This is a genomic window from Streptomyces cellostaticus (assembly GCF_001513965.1).
GTDB lineage: Bacteria > Actinomycetota > Actinomycetes > Streptomycetales > Streptomycetaceae > Streptomyces > Streptomyces cellostaticus.
Genome location: NZ_KQ948046.1, coordinates 2,341 through 19,221 on the forward strand (window position 1 = coordinate 2,341; position 16,881 = coordinate 19,221).

Genomic DNA, 16,881 nt, shown 5'->3' on the forward strand with positions numbered 1-16,881 from the left:
CCGTGACCTTCGCCCGGTAGTGGGCTGCTGGTCCTCGGCCGGGTGGTGTGTCGCGCTTCGGCGATAGCGTGACGGGACAAGCAGTGGTGCGGACAGGTTGGGCGGGCAGGTTCATGCGGATGCGGTTCGAAGCCGGGGCCGAGGATGAGTTCGAGGCGGCGTGCGGGCTGCTGGTCGGCCGGCTGGTCCGGTGGGCCGGGGAGCAGGGTCTACCGGTGGACGGTTTCATGGCCGAGGCGGCGTTGGATTACCGGCACCGGGCGACGGTCGACGGTCGGCTGGGGCTGTGGGAGCCGCGGCATGTGGAGGAGCTGCTGCTGTCCTGGTTGCCGGAGCAGGTCACCGAACTTCCCGGGGAGGAATGCGGCGATGCACCAGGCACGTTGTGTACGCTGCTGCGTTTTCTGCATGCCGCGCAGTTGGCGGATCCGCGAGGAATGGCACTTGAGGACTCCCTTGCCGCCGTCGATGCGGCCGCGGAGGGGTATCCGGCGGCGATGGCGGACCGCACCCGCTGGGGTTTGGCGAAGTTCTGGGCGATGACCGCTGCCGAACAGGGCGTGGACGTCCTGGACGGGGCGGCCATGCAACTGTTCGCGGAGCGGGTGCAGCGCGGGGAAGTCGCCTATGACGAGCGGGCCCTCGGCGAGATCCTGGAACGGCGGCTGACCGGCCGGGTGCTGTCCGGTGTGGCCCGCGCCGAGCCGCAGCTGCCTGTGGTGTTGCCCCTGGACGACGAACTGCGCCGACAAGCCGGGGCGTCTACCGTCGTGGCGCAGTTGCGAGGAATCGCCGAGTGGGCGGGGCGGGACGGTCGCGCGGTGACGACGGCGGGCCGGCTGCGGATCGCCGACGCGCGCGAGCTGGTGGAGGCACTGGGCACTGGTGACAAGGCCGAGGGCGTGCGTTCTTCGGCCGACCTGCCGCGTCTGGGACTGCTGGTGGAGTGGGCGAAGAAGGCACGGCTGGTCCGGGTGGTCAAGGGACGGCTGTATGCGGTGGCCAAGGCCCGGCCGGTGCTGGCCGACCCGTTTCAGCTGTGGCTGCGTGTCTTCGACGCGTGTTTCGAGCTGCGGCAGGCGCTGATCGGGGCGCGCAGCGGCTGGCACGTCGGGTCGATGCTGTTCGACGTGTATGAGGAGGTGCTGGAGGATGTGCTGAACACGCTCTACAGCCTGCCGCACTCGATGCCCTGGCCGCACCTGCGAGACTCCGTGCACCTGGCCTACCGAGCTCGGTTCCCGTTCGACGGCGGGGCGGATCTCCAGCACAGGATGTGGTTCGAGCACGCCGACCGGGATCTGCGCACGGTGCTCGATGCGCTGGTGGACCTGGGCGCGATCGAGCGGGACAGCGGTATGGCCGATCCGGTGTTCCTCGACGTCGACCTCTGCCGTGCCGGAGACGAACTGCCCGCGGACATGCCGCCGGAGGTCGCGGAGCTGCTGGGCACTGTGGGAGCGCCAAAGGACGCGGCGGCGCAGGAGCGCGCCCGCGCCCGGTGCGAGGAGCTGACTGCCGGGCCGGTGGAGCTCCTCCGTCTCACGGAGCTCGGCACCCGGGCAGTACGGCAGCGCCTGCTGGCGGCCGGCCGGGACGCGCCGCTGGTCGGCGAACTGGCCCAGGCGCCGGCGGCCGGCCTGCTGGGGGTGCTGGCCGAGGAGTACGACCCGGAGGCCGCCCGTGCGGAGCTGGCCGGCTGGATCTCGGCCCACGGCGAACGGGATGCCGCACTGCGGCAACTCACCGAAGCCGTAGGGACCATGGCCCTCCGCACGCGTGCACAGGCGATGCTCGACGTACTTCTGACGGCGTTGTCGGACGGTGAAGGCGAACGGCTGCTGCGCGCGCTGCGCGGCGATGCCCGGCTGGCTCCGCTCGCGCTGAGCGTGCTGGCGCACCGTGAACTGCTGTCCCCCGAGGACATGACCGACGCGGAGCATCTGCTGGTGCTCGCCGAGAGCCTGCTCCAGCTCGTGGAGCTGGCGGGTGGCGAGGACGGCGCCGTGGATGCGCTGCGTGCTCAGGGCCCCGAAGCCAGGCACGCGGTCGCCGCCGTGCTGGACTCCGCGCACCCGGACCGGGCGGGGCTCGAAGAACTCAGGCAGCTGGCGGCCCGCGCATGGCGCACTCCGGCCGCCCGCCTCGGCCGCGGCCGGAAGCACGGACGCCGCGTCGGCAAGAGCGGCCGCAAGCGGCACCGCTGACCAGGGCAACACCGTCCGTTCCCGCAGGCGCGACTGGGATCGGTACGGGCACGCAGCTGGGAGACCGGTGGCCCTCGGCGGCGTGCGTCCCCGGTGGCGCGCTGGCGTCGGGGCGTGGGCCGGTGCGGTGGTGGCGACGATGGCGTCGAGGGCGTATGTGTGATCGTGGAGGCCGGCTGCGGCGAGGAGCCTGCCGGCGCGGCGGGCGATGGCTTCGGTGGGCGGGATGACGTTCACGCGGGAGACGGCGTAGTCGAAGCGGGCCTGGTTTGGTCCTGGGGTGGTCGCGGGCTTCGACGAGGGTGACGGAGCTGGTGACGACGCGCATGTCCTCGGCCTCGGCGGCGGCCAGCCACTCGGTGAGTTCGGGTGTGCGGCGTACCAGCTCGGACAGTCCCTCGCAGTCCAGGACGAGGGTGCCGCTCACGCGGCATCCGCCGAGCCGGCCGTGTCACCGCGCAGGACCGCCCGCTTGGCCTCGACCGCTGCCTGATCCACCGGCCCGTGTTCGGCTTCGGCGTCCTCGATGAGTTCGCGCAGCCGGTCGCGCTCCAGTTGGCGCTGAATGAGAGCTTCGGTCAGGGCCCATCCCCTCAGCACTCGATGATGTTCACCGCCAGCCCGCCCCGAGCCGTCTCCTTGTACTTCACGCTCATGTCGGCGCCCGTGTCCTTCATCGTCTTGATGACCTTGTCCAGGGACACCATGTGGGCGCCGTCGCCGCGCATCGCCATCTTCGCGGCCGTGACCGCCTTCACCGCGGCCATGCCGTTGCGTTCGATGCACGGGATCTGGACCAGGCCGCCGACCGGGTCGCAGGTCAGGCCGAGGTTGTGTTCCATGCCGATCTCGGCCGCGTTCTCCACCTGCTCGGGAGAGCCGCCGAGCACCTCCGCCAGCGCGCCCGCGGCCATGGAGCAGGCGGAGCCGACCTCGCCCTGGCAGCCGACCTCGGCGCCGGAGATGGAGGCGTTCTCCTTGAAGAGCATGCCTATGGCGCCGGCGGCCAGCAGGAACCTCACTATGCCGTCCTCGTCGGCGCCCGGCACGAAGTTGATGTAGTAGTGCAGGACCGCCGGGATGATGCCGGCCGCGCCGTTCGTGGGGGCGGTGACCACGCGGCCGCCCGCCGCGTTCTCCTCGTTCACGGCCATCGCGTAGAGCGTGATCCACTCCATCGCGTGCGCCAGCGGGTCGCCCTCGGCGCGCAGCTGGCGGGCCGAGACGGCCGCGCGGCGGCGGACCTTCAGGCCGCCGGGCAGGATGCCCTCGCGGGACAGGCCGCGCGAGACGCAGGCCTGCATCACCCGCCAGATCTCCAGCAGGCCCGCCCGGATTTCGTCCTCGGTGCGCCAGGCGCGCTCGTTCTCCAGCATGAGGGAGGAGATCGACAGGCCCGTTTCCTTCGTCAGGCGCAGGAGTTCGTCGCCGGTGCGGAAGGGGTACTTCAGGACCGTGTCGTCCAGCTTGATGCGGTCCGCGCCGACCGCGTCCTCGTCGACGACGAAGCCGCCGCCGACCGAGTAGTACGTCTTGGAGACCAGTTCCGTGCCCGCGGCGTCGTACGCCCACAGCGTCATGCCGTTGGCGTGGTACGGGAGCGCCTTGCGGCGGTGCAGGATCAGGTCGTCGTCGAAGGAGAAGGGGATCTCGTGCTCGCCGAGGAGCGAGATCCGGCCGGACTCCTTGATTCCCTCCACCTGCTCGTCGGCCTTCTCCACGTCCACCGTGCGCGGCGAGGCGCCCTCCAGGCCGAGCAGCACCGCCTTCGGGGTGCCGTGGCCGTGGCCGGTCGCGCCGAGCGAGCCGTACAGCTCGCAGCGGACGGACGCGACCTTCTCCAGGAGGTCCTCATTGCGCAGTCGGCGGGCGAACATGCGCGCCGCGCGCATCGGGCCGACCGTGTGGGAGCTGGACGGGCCGATGCCGATCGAGAACAGGTCGAAGACCGAGATGGCCACGGGGACTCCTCAATACGGGTGGTGCGGGGGTGGTGCAGGGGGTGGGGCACCGCGCGCGCTGTACTTCCAGTGTGCGCGGTGCCCTGAAAAAAGTGACTTACTTGTTCAGACCGGGGTACAGCGGGTGCTTGTCGGCCAGGGCCTTGACCCGGGTCTTCAGAGCCTCCGCGTCGGCCTCCCCGAAGGGAGAAGGCGCCTTGAGGGTTTCCGCGATCACGTCCGCGACCTCGGCGAAGTCCTCGGCCGTGAAGCCGCGGGTGGCGAGGGCGGGCGTGCCGATCCGCAGGCCCGAGGTGACCATCGGGGGGCGCGGGTCGTTCGGGACGGCGTTGCGGTTGACCGTGATGCCGACCTCGTGGAGACGGTCCTCGGCCTGCTGCCCGTCCAGCTCGGACTCGCGCAGGTCGACCAGGATCAGGTGCACGTCCGTGCCGCCGGACAGGACGTTCACGCCGGCCTCGCGGGCGTCGGACGCGGTCAGCCGCTCGGCGAGAATCCGCGCGCCCTCGACCGTACGGCGCTGGCGCTCCTTGAAGTCCTCGCTCGCCGCGACCTTGAAGGAGACCGCCTTGGCCGCGATCACGTGCTCCAGGGGGCCGCCCTGGAAGCCCGGGAAGACGGACGAGTTCAGCTTCTTCGCGAAGTCCTTCTTGGCGAGGATGATGCCGCCGCGCGGGCCGCCCAGCGTCTTGTGGGTGGTGGACGTGACGACGTCCGCGTGCTCCACCGGGTTCGGGTGGAGACCGGCGGCGACCAGGCCCGCGAAGTGCGCCATGTCGACCCACAGGTAGGCCTCGACCTCGTCGGCGATCCGGCGGAACTCGGCGAAGTCCAGCTGCCGCGGGTACGCCGACCAGCCCGCGATGATCACCTTCGGGCGGTGCTCCTTGGCGAGGCGCTCGACCTCGGCCATGTCGACCAGGCCGGTCTCGACGTCCACGTGGTAGGCGACCACGTTGAACTGCTTGCCGGAGAAGTTCAGCCGCATCCCGTGGGTCAGGTGGCCGCCGTGCGCCAGGTCCAGGCCGAGGATGGTGTCCCCGGGCTGGGCCAGCGCGAACAGCGCCGCCTGGTTCGCGGAGGCGCCGGAGTGGGGCTGCACGTTGGCGTACTCGGCGCCGAACAGCTCCTTGATCCGGTCGATGGCGATCTGCTCGGCGACGTCGACGTGCTCGCAGCCGCCGTAGTAGCGGCGGCCCGGGTAGCCCTCGGCGTACTTGTTGGTCAGGACCGAGCCCTGCGCCTCCATCACCGCGAGCGGGGCGAAGTTCTCGGAGGCGATCATCTCCAGCGTCGACTGCTGGCGGTTCAGCTCGGCGTCGACCGCGGCGGCGATCTCCGGGTCGAGCTCGTGCAGGGACGTGTTCAGGACAGTCATACGGTTACGACTCCTCAGCCGGCGGTCTCGGCGGTGTACTCGTCGGCGGAGAGCAGGTCGGCCGGCTCCTCCGTGACGCGCACCTTGAACAGCCAGCCGCCCTCGAAGGGGGCGGAGTTCACCAGCGACGGGTCGTTGACGACGTCCTCGTTGACCTCGGTGATCTCACCGGTGACCGGCGAGTACAGGTCGGAGACCGACTTCGTCGACTCCAGCTCGCCGCAGGACTCGCCCGCGGCCACCGTGGAGCCGACCTCGGGGAGCTGGGCGTAGACGACGTCGCCGAGCGCGTTGGCCGCGAACTCGGTGATGCCGACCGTCGAGACGCCGTCCTCGGCGGCCGACAGCCACTCGTGCTCCTTGCTGTAGCGCAGCTGCTGGGGGTTGCTCATGGCCTGAATTCTCCTGTACGCGCGGGAGTGCTGGTGAATGGGGGACTACTGGAACTGCTTGTGAGCAGGTGAAATGTGCGCAGGGTCACGTGTGCGGCACGGACCGTGCCCCAGTGTCTACTTCTGGCGCTTGTAGAAGGGCAGTGCGACGACCGCGTACGGCTCGTGGCTGCCGCGGATGTCCACGCCGACGCCCTCGGTGCCCGGCGCCGCGTGCGCCGCGTCGACGTACGCCATGGCGATCGGCTTGCCCAGGGTGGGGGAGGGGGCGCCGGAGGTGACCTCGCCGATCACCGCGCCGCCCGCGACGACGGCGTACCCGGCGCGCGGCACCCGGCGGCCCTCGGCGATCAGGCCGACGAGGACCCGCGGCGGGTTCTGCTCGGCGTGGGAGGCGGCCTCGGCCAGCGCCTCGCGGCCCACGAAGTCGCCCTCCTTCTCGAACTTCACCACGCGGCCGAGCCCGGCGTCGAAGGGGGTGAGCGAGGTGCTCAGCTCGTGCCCGTACAGCGGCATGCCCGCCTCCAGGCGCAGGGTGTCCCGGCAGGACAGGCCGCACGGGATCAGACCGACGCCCTCGCCGGCCCGGGTCAGCGCCTGCCACAGCTCCACGGCGTGCTCCGGCTTCACGAACAGTTCGAAGCCGTCCTCACCGGTGTAGCCGGTGCGCGCGATCAGCGCGGGGACCCCGGCGACCGTGCCGGGCAGGCCCGCGTAGTACTTGAGGCCGTCCAGGTCGGCGTCGGTGAGGGACTTCAGGATGCCGGGGGACTCCGGGCCCTGGACCGCGATCAGCGCATACGCGTCACGGTCGTCGCGGACCTCGGCGTCGAAGCCGGCGGCGCGCTCGGTCAGCGCGTCCAGCACCACCTGGGCGTTGGAGGCGTTGGCCACGACCATGTACTCGGTCTCGGCCAGCCGGTAGACGATCAGGTCGTCCAGGATGCCGCCGTCGGCCTGGCAGATCATGGTGTAGCGGGCGCGGCCGACGCCGACGGAGGCGATGTTGCCGACCAGGGCGTGGTTCAGGAGGGCGGCCGCCTGCGGCCCGGTCACGGTGATCTCGCCCATGTGGGAGAGGTCGAAGAGGCCGGCCTTGGTCCGTACGGCGAGGTGCTCGTCGCGCTCGGAGCCGTAGCGCAGGGGCATGTCCCAGCCGGCGAAGTCGGTCATCGTCGCACCGAGCGAGCGATGCAGCGCATCCAGCGCGGTGTGACGCAATCCAGTGGGTTCGGTACTGCTCATCGGTCGGTCGTCTCCCAGGGCACATGACGGGCGAGGAACGTTCCTCCCCATCTGTCATCGGAACCTGAGAGGTTCGCCATGATCCTCGCGAGGAGTGGTCACGGCTTGCACCTTGGGTGGAGCCACTGACACAGCGGCCCGCTTTTCAGATGTGCCTCGCCCGCGCGGTAACGGGGCCTGAGAGATTCAAGGGAGGGACTTGCTCCTTCGGCGCCCCAGCGAAGGCTGCTGGGGACTCTCCCGCGCGGATTCAAACGGCCGGTATGCAGTTGGCGGCCACATCATTGCACGCCGCACCCCCACGCGTCAGGGCCCGCATCTGTAACCGACCTGTGGCAGTACGCGCACCGAACCGCCGGACGCCGCACATTACCTTCTCTTTACATCCGATGGGCATGACCTTTGCAAGCCCACAGGGGAGGACGATCACGGTGAACAGGACCACGGCCTACGCCGCCACCACCGGCATTGCGGTGCCGAAGCAGCCCTTGGCCCCGGCCCGCGAGCGCTGCGCCGAGCGTCCGGCCCCGGTCGTCCGCGACCTGCGCGACCGCGGCGGACGCAGCCCGCACGCGCTGCTCTTCGGACCCCAGGACCTGGTGGTGGTCACCGGCCTGCCCGGCAGCGGCAAGTCCACCTTGATGAGCCGCGCGGTCCGCGGCCACCGCATCGACTCCCAGGACGCCCGCGACCACTGGGCAGCCCGCCTGCCCCGTCTCCTGCCGTACGCCCTCTACCGCCCGCTGGTCCGCCTCGCCCACTACGCCGGGCTGCGCCGCGCCCTGCGCACCGGCGAGGGAGTCGTCGTGCACGACTGCGGCACCCAGGCCTGGGTCCGCGCCTGGCTGGCCCGCGAGGCCCGGCGCCGCGGCGGCACCCTGCACCTGCTCCTGCTCGACGTCACTCCCGGCACCGCCCGGGAGGGCCAGCGCGAGCGCGGCCGCGGCGTCTCCCGGTACGCCTTCCGCCGCCACCGCCGTACGGCCGCCCGCCTGCTGCGTGCGGTGGAGCGGGGCGAGCTGCCCGCCGGCTGCGGCTCGGCGGTGCTGCTGGACCGCGACGCGGCGGACGTCCTGCGCCGCATAGGCTTCGCCGGCCACGGGGAGTGAGCCGGCCTCCCGGACCGAGCGGTGTCATCGGCCTGAGCGTTGTCACAGCCACCCGCTAGCCTTTTGAGCCACAGCAGTGGTTCCCGGCAGGCGGCAGGCAGATGGACTTCTCGGCGGCGGACTTCTCCGCGGACATTCCGGCACAGGCGCACCCCCACCCGCACAGCGGTTGGCCTGGCAACGAGCTGGAGGAGATGCTCTCGGCCTCCCTCGGCATACCCTCCGCGGGCGGCCGGATCATCGAAGTCCTCGGCCGGAGCTTCGTGTGGATCCCGCTGCCCAACGGCGGCGGCCCGGACAGCGGCCCGCTGGATCTGCCCACCCTGGACATCGACGGCCAGGTCTACGTCCCGGTCTTCAGCTCCGAGGAGCAGTTCCGCCAGGCGGCCGGCTCCCACATGTCGTACTCCATCGCCCCGGCGGTGGAGTTCGCCCGCGGTCTGCCCCCGCAGGCCGGTATAGCCGTGAACCCCGGCGGTGTGGTCGGCATACCGCTGCCGCCCCAGGCGGTGGCCGAGCTGTGCCGCGCGGGCCGCACCCCGCTGGACGGCCCCGGCACGGGCGGCCGGGTCCGCCTCTTCGAGCCCGACTGGCAGGACGACCCGGTCGACTTCCTCTCCGCAGCCTCCGCCGAGTTCGCGGCGACGGGCGTGGTCCGCACGGCCCGCCGCTGCCTGGCCGGCATAGAAACGGCCGACCCGGTGATGTTCGTGGGCGTGGAACTCGCCCAGTGGGAGGGCGACCTGCGCGCCCTGCCCCTGGAGGCGCTCGGCAAGGCCCTCGGCGAGGTCCCGGTGAAATGGCCGGTCAACCTCGTCCTCCTCGACGTGGCCGAGGACCCGGTGGCCGACTGGATGAAGACAAACGTCCGCCCCTTCTACCAGTACGGCCACTGAACAGCCCACTCAGGGGCAGCCGACCAAGGGGGCGCGGGGAACTGCGCGACAAGCCACAACGCACCCCGCGCCCGCGAACCGAAGACAAGGCCCCACCCCACTAGGCGCTTAAGCTGTTCCCAAACGCGGGGCACTCCAAAGAAGGGCAAGACAGGTGAGCGCGAGCCCAAGCGGCAGCGTCGAGCACATGCTGCGCCAGGTCACCCCCGGGCGCTACGACGCCTACGAGGCACTGCTGCGCGCCCTCGCCACCCCTTCCTCCGGCCAGATCTGGATGCTCCTGTGGCACGGCCAGGCCGGCTCCCCGGACGCCCAGTACGGAAACATGGAGGTCGACGGCTTCAGCTACGCCCCCTGTGTGACCTCCGCCCAGGAACTCTCGGCCAGCGGCTGGAACCGCTCCTACGAGGTGGTCGACGGACTCGACGTGGCCCGCACCCTCTATCCCGACCACTTCGGCATCTGGCTCAACCCGCACGCCCCGGGCGGCGGCGTCGGCATCCCCTGGCTGGACCTGCGCCGCATCGCCACCGGCCTGGACCGCCAGCCCGCCGGTCCCCTGCGGCTGACGGAACCCGGCATCGAGATCCCGCAGTTCTACGCCCTGCTCGCGCAGAACGCCCACCGCACCCCGGCCCTGCGCACCCTGCGCCGCGCCTGGGTGCAGCCCGCGCTCGGGGCGCCGTACCTCGCCATCGGTCTGGACGTGTACGACACCTCGCCGGCCGCCGTCGACTCGGTGCGCGCGATGATGCAGCAGTCCGTCGGCGCGGTCCCGGAGGGGCTGCCGGTCTCGACGGTCGCGATGACGGACGACTACGACCCGGTCGTGATGTGGATGCGGGCCAACGCCCGCCCGTTCTACGACCGCGAGGCCCACGCGGCCCCGCCCCAGCCCCAGCCCCAGCCGCAGCCGCAGCTTCAGCCCCAGCCTCAGGGCCCGGCCGCCGGTTACGGCTACCCGCCCGTCCACGGCGGCTACTGATCAAAGGGGCCGCGAAGCCCGCTTCTTGGCCTTGATCGTAGAATTTACGTGCCCGGCACACTTCTGCGCGCGTAGACATCGGTTGGACGTGCCGAACCGCGCAAAATCGACGTTCTGTCCCAACTGGGCCGTGTCCGCGGGGCGTTACCCAATGTTCGGATAACGGAATCCCTCGCACTGCATCACGGTTGCGCATACTTTCGCCGTCAGCTCTGGCGGGTGATCGCAGCGACGCTGAAGACTCCCGACTCAGACACGAGGTGGAGACCTCGTGATCGATGGCAAGTCGACAAAGCCGCAAACCGCGGCAGGCGCAGGCCGGTCACCACCGGCGAGAGGGGTCGCTCACCGTGACCGCACCGATCGAGACCACCGGGGCGGCAGCCGAGGCACAGCCGGAGGCTGTGCTGGCGGGTGCCGAGAAGGGGCAGATCGAGGGTCGTTCCCTGGGCCAGATCGCCTGGTCCCGGTTCAAGCGGGACAGAGTCGCCGTCGTCGGCGGCATCATCGTGATCCTGCTGATCCTCCTCGCGATCCTCTCGCGCCCCATCCAGGCCATGTTCGGCCTCGACCCCAACGCCTTCCACCAGGACCTGATCGTGCCCGACACCTCGCTGCCCAAGGGCGGCCTGGGCGGTATGAGCATGGACCACCCGCTGGGTGTGGACCCGAAGTTCGGCCGGGACATCGCCACCCGCATCCTGGAGGGCTCCTGGGTCTCCCTGGTGGTCGCCTTCGGAGCCACGATCCTGTCCAACGTGATCGGCGCGATCATGGGTGTCGTCGCGGGCTACTACGGCGGCCGGGTCGACTCGATCATCAGCCGGCTGATGGACGTCTTCCTCGCCTTCCCCCTCCTGCTGTTCGCCATCGCCATCTCCGCCACCCTGCAGGGCGGCGCCTTCGGCCTCAACGGACTGCCGCTCCACCTGAGCGTGCTCATCTTCGTCATCGGCTTCTTCAACTGGCCCTACCTGGGCCGGATCGTGCGAGGTCAGACCCTTGCCCTGCGCGAGCGCGAGTTCGTGGACGCCGCCCGCGGCATGGGTGCCAAGGGCCCGTACATCCTCTTCCGCGAGCTGATGCCGAACCTGGTCGGCCCGATCATCGTCTACTCGACGCTGCTCATCCCGACCAACATTCTGTTCGAGGCCTCCCTGAGCTTCCTGGGTGTCGGTATCCAGCCCCCGCAGGCGTCCTGGGGCGGCATGCTCCGGGAAGCCGTCACCTACTACCAGGTCGATCCCCAGTACATGATCGTGCCGGGCCTCGCCATCTTCATCACCGTCCTCGCGTTCAATCTGCTCGGCGACGGTCTCCGCGACGCTCTCGACCCCCGCAGCCGCTAGGCAGCTCCCGAGAGTCCATCTAGTTTCCGATCATGGAGGGGAAACAGACCATCATGCGAAGGTCAGCGCTGGCCGCGGTCGCGGCCATCGGCTCCGCCAGCTTGCTCGTTGCAGGCTGCAGCAAGGCCGATGACAACAAGGACGGCAACACTCCGAAGGCGGCCGGTGCCAACGCGGCGACCACGGGTGTCGTCAATGCGTCCGACAAAAAGGGCGGCACGGTCACGTACGAGATGTCGGACGTGCCGGACTCGTTCGACCCCGGCAACACGTACTACGCCTACATGTACAACTTCAGCCGGCTCTACGCCCGCCCGCTGATGACGTTCCAGCCCGGCCCCGGCGAGAAGGGCAACACCCTTGTCCCGGACCTCGCCGCGAGCAAGGGTGTCCCGAGCGACGGCGGCAAGACCTGGACGTACAAGCTGCGTGCGGGCCTGAAGTACCAGGACGGATCGGCGATCACGTCGAAGGACGTCAAGTACGCCGTCGAGCGCTCCAACTTCGCGCGTGACGTGCTCTCGCTCGGCCCGAACTACTTCCAGCAGTTCATGAAGGACGGCGACAAGTACAAGGGTCCGTACAAGGACAAGGGCGCCAAGGGCCTGTCCTCGATCGAGACGCCGGACGCCACCACGATCGTCTTCCACCTGAACCGCGCCTTCCAGGAGTTCGACTACCTGGTCGCGGCTCCGCAGACGGCTCCGGTGCCGCAGGCCAAGGACGACGGCGTCGACTACGTCAAGCACATCGTCTCCTCCGGCTCCTACCAGTTCCAGAGCTACCAGGAGGGCAAGCAGGTCGTCCTGGTCCGCAACAAGAACTGGGACGCGAAGACCGACCCGCTGCGCAAGCAGCTGCCGGACAAGATCGTCGTCAACCTGAAGGTCAACCCGGAGACGATCGACAAGGACATCCAGTCCGGCGACGCCACCGCCGACCTCGTCGGCGGCGGTGTCCAGGCCTCCACCCAGGCCCAGCTGCTCAACTCGGCCGACGGCAAGGCCGCCACGGACAACACCTACGGTGGCCGCCTGGTCTACATGGCGATCAACACCAAGGTCGCGCCGTTCGACAAGGTCGAGTGCCGCAAGGCCGTGCAGTACGCCGTCGACAAGGTCTCCGTGCAGACCGCCGAGGGCGGCCCGATCCGCGGTGAGGTCGCCTCCACCGTTCTGCCGCCGGACATCACCGGCTACCAGAAGGCGGACGCCTACGCGACCAAGGGCAGCAAGGGTGACGTCGCCAAGGCCAAGGCGCAGCTGAAGGCCTGCGGCAAGTCGTCGATCAGCACCAACATCACGGCCCGCTCCGACCGCCCGCAGGAGATCGACGCCGCCACGGCGATCATCAACTCGCTGAAGAAGGTCGGCATCAACGCCACCCTGAAGCAGTACCCGCAGGGCAAGTACTTCACCGACTACGCGGGTGTGCCGAAGTTCACCGAGAAGCAGAACATCGGCCTCATGATGATGCAGTGGGGTGCCGACTGGCCCTCCGGCTACGGCTTCCTGCAGCAGATCCTGAACGGCAAGGCGATCAGCCAGTCCGGCAACACCAACCTGTCGCAGTACGACAACAAGAAGGTCAACGACCTGCTCGGCCAGGCTATCGCCGCCGAGGACGTCGCCAAGCGCAACGAGCTGTACGCGCAGATCGACAAGCAGACGATGGACGACGCCGTCCTCGTCCCGCTGACCTACTTCAAGGTCCTTCTGTACCGCTCGCCGTACGCGACCAACGTGGTCTCCACTGCCGCCTTCAGCGGTGAGTACGACTACCTCAACCTCGGCACCACGAAGAAGTAGCAGCCCCGGAAGGCAGGTGAAGGCATTGGTGCCCGCGGGCTTCGCGGCCCGCGGGCACCAGCGCCGGTCCCCGTGATCTCGTACATCCTCCGCCGGACGTTCGCGGCAGTGATCCTGCTGCTGGTCGTCACCGCGGTCACCTTCGCCATCTTCTTCCTGCTGCCGCGACTCGCCGGCCAGACAGCGGATCAACTGGCGCAGCAGTACATCGGCAAGAGCCCGTCGAAGGCGGACATCGCCGCGGTCAAGCACAACCTCGGTCTGGACCAGCCCGTCTACGTCCAGTACTGGCACTTCATCAAGGGGATCGTGGCCGGCGCCAACTACGACCTCGGCCCCACCACGGTGCACTGCAACGCACCCTGCTTCGGCTACTCGTTCAAGACCCACCAGGCGGTCTGGCCGGAACTCACCTCGCGCATGCCGGTGACGATGTCGCTGGCCGCGGGTGCCGCCGTGCTGTGGCTGCTCTCGGGTGTGACGGTCGGCGTCATCTCCGCCCTCAAGCCGCGCTCGATCTTCGACCGCACCTTCATGGGCGTCGCGCTCGCCGGTGTCTCGCTGCCCATGTTCTTCACGGGCAACCTGGCCATCCTGCTCTTCACCTATCAGTGGCCGATCTTCGGCCGCACGTACGTCCCGTTCACCGAGAACCCCGCGCAGTGGGCCAACACGCTCTTCCCGGCGTGGTGTTCGCTCGCACTCCTCTACTCCGCCATCTACGCGCGGCTCACCCGCTCGGGCATGCTGGAGACGATGAACGAGGACTTCATCCGCACGGCCCGCGCCAAGGGTCTGCGTGAGCAGAAGGTCGTGGTCCGGCACGGACTGCGGGCCGCCCTCACCCCGATCATCACGGTCTTCGGCATGGACCTCGGTCTGCTGCTCGGCGGCGCCGTGATCACCGAGACCGTGTTCTCGCTGCACGGCATCGGCGAGTACGCGGTGAACGGCATCACCGACAACGACCTGCCCAAGATCCTCGGCGTGACCCTGCTCGCCGCCTTCTTCGTCGTGATCGCAAATCTCCTGGTGGACGTGCTCTACGCCGCCGCCGACCCGCGCGTGAGGCTCTCGTGACCGAACTCTCCAAGACCGGCGCCGCAGTGGGGGAGCCCACCCCCGCCGGCAAGGCGCCCGAAGCCTTCCTGGAAGTCCGCGACCTCAAGGTGCACTTCCCGACCGACGACGGCCTGGTCAAGTCCGTCGACGGGCTCAGCTTCTCGCTGGAGAGGGGCAAGACCCTCGCCATCGTCGGCGAGTCCGGATCCGGCAAGTCGGTCACCTCGCAGGCCATCATGGGCCTGCACCGGCTCGGCGCCCGCGGCAAGAACGTGCAGATGTCCGGCGAGATCTGGCTGGACGGCAAGGAACTGGTCGCCGCATCCCCGGACGAGGTGCGCAAGCTCCGCGGCCGTGAGATGGCGATGATCTTCCAGGACCCGCTGTCCGCGATGCACCCGTACTACAAGGTCGGCGACCAGATCGTGGAGGCCTACCGGGTCCACCACGACGTCAGCAAGAAGGTCGCCCGCCGGCGGGCCATCGAGATGCTCGACCGGGTCGGCATCCCCGAGCCGGCCAAGCGCGTCGACGGCTACCCGCACGAGTTCTCCGGCGGTATGCGCCAGCGCGCCATGATCGCCATGTCGCTGGTCAACAACCCCGAGCTGCTCATCGCGGACGAGCCGACCACCGCCCTCGACGTCACCGTCCAGGCGCAGATCCTCGACCTGATCCGGGACCTGCAGAAGGAGTTCGGCTCCGCGGTCATCATGATCACCCACGATCTCGGCGTGGTCGCCGAGATCGCCGACGACGTCCTGGTGATGTACGGCGGCCGGTGCGTGGAGCGCGGCCGGGCCGACGAGGTCTTCGAGAAGCCGCAGCACCCGTACACCTGGGGCCTGCTCGGTTCCATGCCCCGCATCGACCGTGAGACCTCCGAACGGCTCATCCCGGTCAAGGGCCAGCCGCCGAGCCTCATCAACGTCCCCTCGGGCTGCGCCTTCCACCCGCGCTGCCCGTACGCGGACATCCCCAAGGGGAACGTCACCCGCACGGTGCGCCCCGACCTGGAGCTGGTGAGCACCGGGCACTGGTCCGCCTGCCACCTCCCGGCCGAGGACCGTGAGCGGATCTGGACCGAAGAGATTGCGCCGAAGCTGTGAGTGAGACGAAGAAGACGGACACCGTCGCCGAGGCCGTGATCCCGAAGCAGGCGTCGGCTCCCGAGGACCGCGAGGTGCTGCTCAAGGTCGAGGGCCTGACCAAGCACTTCCCGATCAAGAAGGGCATCCTCCAGCGCCAGGTCGGCGCCGTGAAGGCCGTCGACGGCATCGACTTCGAGGTGCGCAAGGGCGAGACCCTGGGCGTGGTCGGCGAGTCGGGCTGCGGCAAGTCGACCATGGGCCGGGTCATCACCCGACTCCAGGACCCGACCGACGGCAGGATCACCTTCGAGGGCCAGGACATCACGCGGCTGTCGACCGGGCAGATGCGTCCGCTGCGCCGCGACATCCAGATGATCTTCCAGGACCCGTACGGCTCCCTGAACCCCCGTCACACCATCGGCTCGATCGTCTCGGCGCCGTTCCGGCTCCAGGGCGTGGAGCCCGAGGGCGGGGTGAAGAAGGAGGTCCAGCGGCTCCTCGAACTGGTCGGCCTCAGCCCCGAGCACTACAACCGCTACCCGCACGAGTTCTCCGGCGGCCAGCGCCAGCGCATCGGTATCGCCCGCGCGCTCGCCCTGAAGCCGAAGCTGGTCGTGGCCGACGAGCCGGTCTCCGCGCTGGACGTGTCCATCCAGGCCCAGGTCGTCAACCTCATGGACGACCTCCAGGAGGAGCTGGGCCTCACCTACGTGATCATCGCCCACGACCTCTCCGTGGTGCGGCACGTCTCGGACCGGATCGCGGTGATGTACCTCGGCAAGATCGTCGAGCTGGCCGACCGCACCTCGCTGTACGAGTCGCCGATGCACCCGTACACCAAGGCGCTCATGTCGGCCGTGCCGGTGCCGGACCCGAAGCGCCGCGGCCAGAAGAGCGAGCGCATCCTGCTGCGCGGCGACGTGCCCTCGCCCATCGCCCCGCCCTCCGGCTGCCGCTTCCACACCCGCTGCTGGAAGGCGACGCAGATCTGCAAGACGACCGAGCCGCAGCTCGTCGAGCTGAGGTCCGGCCAGCAGGTCGCCTGCCACCACCCGGAGAACTTCGCCGACCAGGCTCCCCAGGACACGGTCCTGCTCTCGGTGGCGAAGGAGGCGTCGGAGCTGGTCCCGGACGCGGTGCTGGAAGGCTCCGCCGAGCAGGCCGAGGCTGCCGAGCAGGCCGAGGCTGCCGAGGAGGGCGAGGCTGCGGAGGAGGCGGTGGCGGCCGAGCCCGCCGACACGGCCGCGAAGCCGTCGTCCGCCGCCGGGGAGTCCGAGCGCGGGTCGGCGGCCGACGAGAAGGCCGCAGCCCCCGAAGGCGAGGCCGAGGCTTCGGACACCGACTCCCAGGAGTCGACCGACAAGTAGCACGACTAGGCAAAGTCATGCACATGCCCGA

General features: G+C 69.7%; 14 protein-coding genes, 1 pseudogene and 2 riboswitches. Of the genes and pseudogenes, 9 read left to right on the forward strand and 6 right to left on the reverse strand.

Translation table 11 applies throughout. From position 1 onward, the window contains the following. The first annotated feature begins 119 nt into the window (after nucleotides 1-119). On the forward strand, nucleotides 120-2,207 hold the full coding sequence (locus AQI88_RS36540; protein WP_067008260.1) for a hypothetical protein: 2,088 nt from the start codon (nucleotides 120-122) through the stop codon (nucleotides 2,205-2,207). 102 nt (nucleotides 2,208-2,309) lie between these two features. On the opposite strand, the pseudogene AQI88_RS48090 reads toward AQI88_RS36540, so the two are convergent. The 6 genes and pseudogenes from AQI88_RS48090 to gcvT form a co-directional block, all read right to left on the reverse strand. Beyond that, nucleotides 2,310-2,634: pseudogene (locus AQI88_RS48090) on the reverse strand (type II toxin-antitoxin system VapC family toxin); the annotation flags it as partial. Next, on the reverse strand, nucleotides 2,631-2,807 hold the full coding sequence (locus AQI88_RS46260) for a hypothetical protein (RefSeq protein WP_159050484.1): 177 nt from the start codon (nucleotides 2,805-2,807) through the stop codon (nucleotides 2,631-2,633). The pseudogene AQI88_RS48090 and the gene AQI88_RS46260, both read right to left, overlap by 4 nt. Beyond that, nucleotides 2,801-4,168 carry an L-serine ammonia-lyase gene (locus tag AQI88_RS36545; protein WP_067008262.1) on the reverse strand — a complete coding sequence of 456 codons (1,368 nt, stop codon included), beginning with the start codon at nucleotides 4,166-4,168 and terminating at the stop codon, nucleotides 2,801-2,803. The genes AQI88_RS46260 and AQI88_RS36545 overlap by 7 nt, the downstream gene beginning before the upstream one ends. Before the next feature lie 97 nt (nucleotides 4,169-4,265). Continuing rightward, complete coding sequence (gene glyA / locus AQI88_RS36550; RefSeq protein ID WP_067008264.1) at nucleotides 4,266-5,546, reverse strand: serine hydroxymethyltransferase; 1,281 nt, start codon at nucleotides 5,544-5,546, stop codon at nucleotides 4,266-4,268. 14 nt (nucleotides 5,547-5,560) lie between these two features. Further along, nucleotides 5,561-5,938: a glycine cleavage system protein GcvH gene (gene gcvH / locus AQI88_RS36555; protein ID WP_067008266.1), complete on the reverse strand. Its 378-nt coding sequence runs from the start codon at nucleotides 5,936-5,938 to the stop codon at nucleotides 5,561-5,563. Nucleotides 5,939-6,055: 117 nt separating this feature from the next. Beyond that, nucleotides 6,056-7,183 carry a glycine cleavage system aminomethyltransferase GcvT gene (gcvT, locus tag AQI88_RS36560; RefSeq protein ID WP_067008269.1) on the reverse strand — a complete coding sequence of 376 codons (1,128 nt, stop codon included), beginning with the start codon at nucleotides 7,181-7,183 and terminating at the stop codon, nucleotides 6,056-6,058. A gap of 41 nt (nucleotides 7,184-7,224) precedes the next feature. Then, a riboswitch (glycine riboswitch) is annotated at nucleotides 7,225-7,338 on the reverse strand. After that, nucleotides 7,339-7,436, reverse strand: a riboswitch (glycine riboswitch). Between the two features lie 178 nt (nucleotides 7,437-7,614). Here gcvT and AQI88_RS36565 point away from each other — a divergent pair. The 8 genes from AQI88_RS36565 (at nucleotide 7,615) to AQI88_RS36600 (ending at nucleotide 16,850) form a co-directional block, all read left to right on the forward strand. After that, on the forward strand, nucleotides 7,615-8,292 hold the full coding sequence (locus AQI88_RS36565; RefSeq protein ID WP_067008278.1) for an AAA family ATPase: 678 nt from the start codon (nucleotides 7,615-7,617) through the stop codon (nucleotides 8,290-8,292). Between the two features lie 101 nt (nucleotides 8,293-8,393). Continuing rightward, complete coding sequence (locus tag AQI88_RS36570) at nucleotides 8,394-9,188, forward strand: enhanced serine sensitivity protein SseB (protein WP_067008281.1); 795 nt, start codon at nucleotides 8,394-8,396, stop codon at nucleotides 9,186-9,188. Nucleotides 9,189-9,375: 187 nt separating this feature from the next. Beyond that, entirely contained in the window at nucleotides 9,376-10,173 is a 798-nt protein-coding gene (locus tag AQI88_RS36575; RefSeq protein ID WP_398698700.1) for an enhanced serine sensitivity protein SseB C-terminal domain-containing protein, read from the forward strand. A gap of 350 nt (nucleotides 10,174-10,523) precedes the next feature. Beyond that, a complete protein-coding gene (locus AQI88_RS36580) occupies nucleotides 10,524-11,522 on the forward strand; it encodes an ABC transporter permease (protein WP_067008287.1) in 999 nt (332 codons plus the stop codon). Nucleotides 11,523-11,575: 53 nt separating this feature from the next. Next, nucleotides 11,576-13,330, forward strand: coding sequence for an ABC transporter substrate-binding protein (locus AQI88_RS36585; protein ID WP_449657830.1), 1,755 nt, complete (start codon nucleotides 11,576-11,578; stop codon nucleotides 13,328-13,330). 72 nt (nucleotides 13,331-13,402) lie between these two features. Then, nucleotides 13,403-14,410, forward strand: coding sequence for an ABC transporter permease (locus tag AQI88_RS36590; RefSeq protein WP_067008293.1), 1,008 nt, complete (start codon nucleotides 13,403-13,405; stop codon nucleotides 14,408-14,410). Continuing rightward, complete coding sequence (locus tag AQI88_RS36595) at nucleotides 14,407-15,501, forward strand: ABC transporter ATP-binding protein (RefSeq protein WP_067008296.1); 1,095 nt, start codon at nucleotides 14,407-14,409, stop codon at nucleotides 15,499-15,501. The genes AQI88_RS36590 and AQI88_RS36595 overlap by 4 nt, the downstream gene beginning before the upstream one ends. Further along, the gene (locus AQI88_RS36600; protein ID WP_067008299.1) at nucleotides 15,498-16,850 is read left to right on the forward strand and encodes an ABC transporter ATP-binding protein; all 1,353 of its coding nucleotides are present in this window, start codon (nucleotides 15,498-15,500) and stop codon (nucleotides 16,848-16,850) included. Before AQI88_RS36595 ends, AQI88_RS36600 begins: the two co-directional genes overlap by 4 nt. Nucleotides 16,851-16,881 lie beyond the last annotated feature (31 nt).

Coding starts and splice junctions, on each gene's coding strand:
- AQI88_RS36585 (WP_449657830.1), top strand. CDS start 11,576: ATGCGAAGGTCAGCGCTGGCCGCGGTCGCGGCCATCGGCTCCGCCAGC.
- AQI88_RS36540 (WP_067008260.1), top strand. CDS start 120: ATGCGGTTCGAAGCCGGGGCCGAGGATGAGTTCGAGGCGGCGTGCGGG.
- glyA (WP_067008264.1), bottom strand. CDS start 5,546: ATGACTGTCCTGAACACGTCCCTGCACGAGCTCGACCCGGAGATCGCC.
- AQI88_RS36570 (WP_067008281.1), top strand. CDS start 8,394: ATGGACTTCTCGGCGGCGGACTTCTCCGCGGACATTCCGGCACAGGCG.
- AQI88_RS36575 (WP_398698700.1), top strand. CDS start 9,376: ATGCTGCGCCAGGTCACCCCCGGGCGCTACGACGCCTACGAGGCACTG.
- gcvH (WP_067008266.1), bottom strand. CDS start 5,938: ATGAGCAACCCCCAGCAGCTGCGCTACAGCAAGGAGCACGAGTGGCTG.
- gcvT (WP_067008269.1), bottom strand. CDS start 7,183: ATGAGCAGTACCGAACCCACTGGATTGCGTCACACCGCGCTGGATGCG.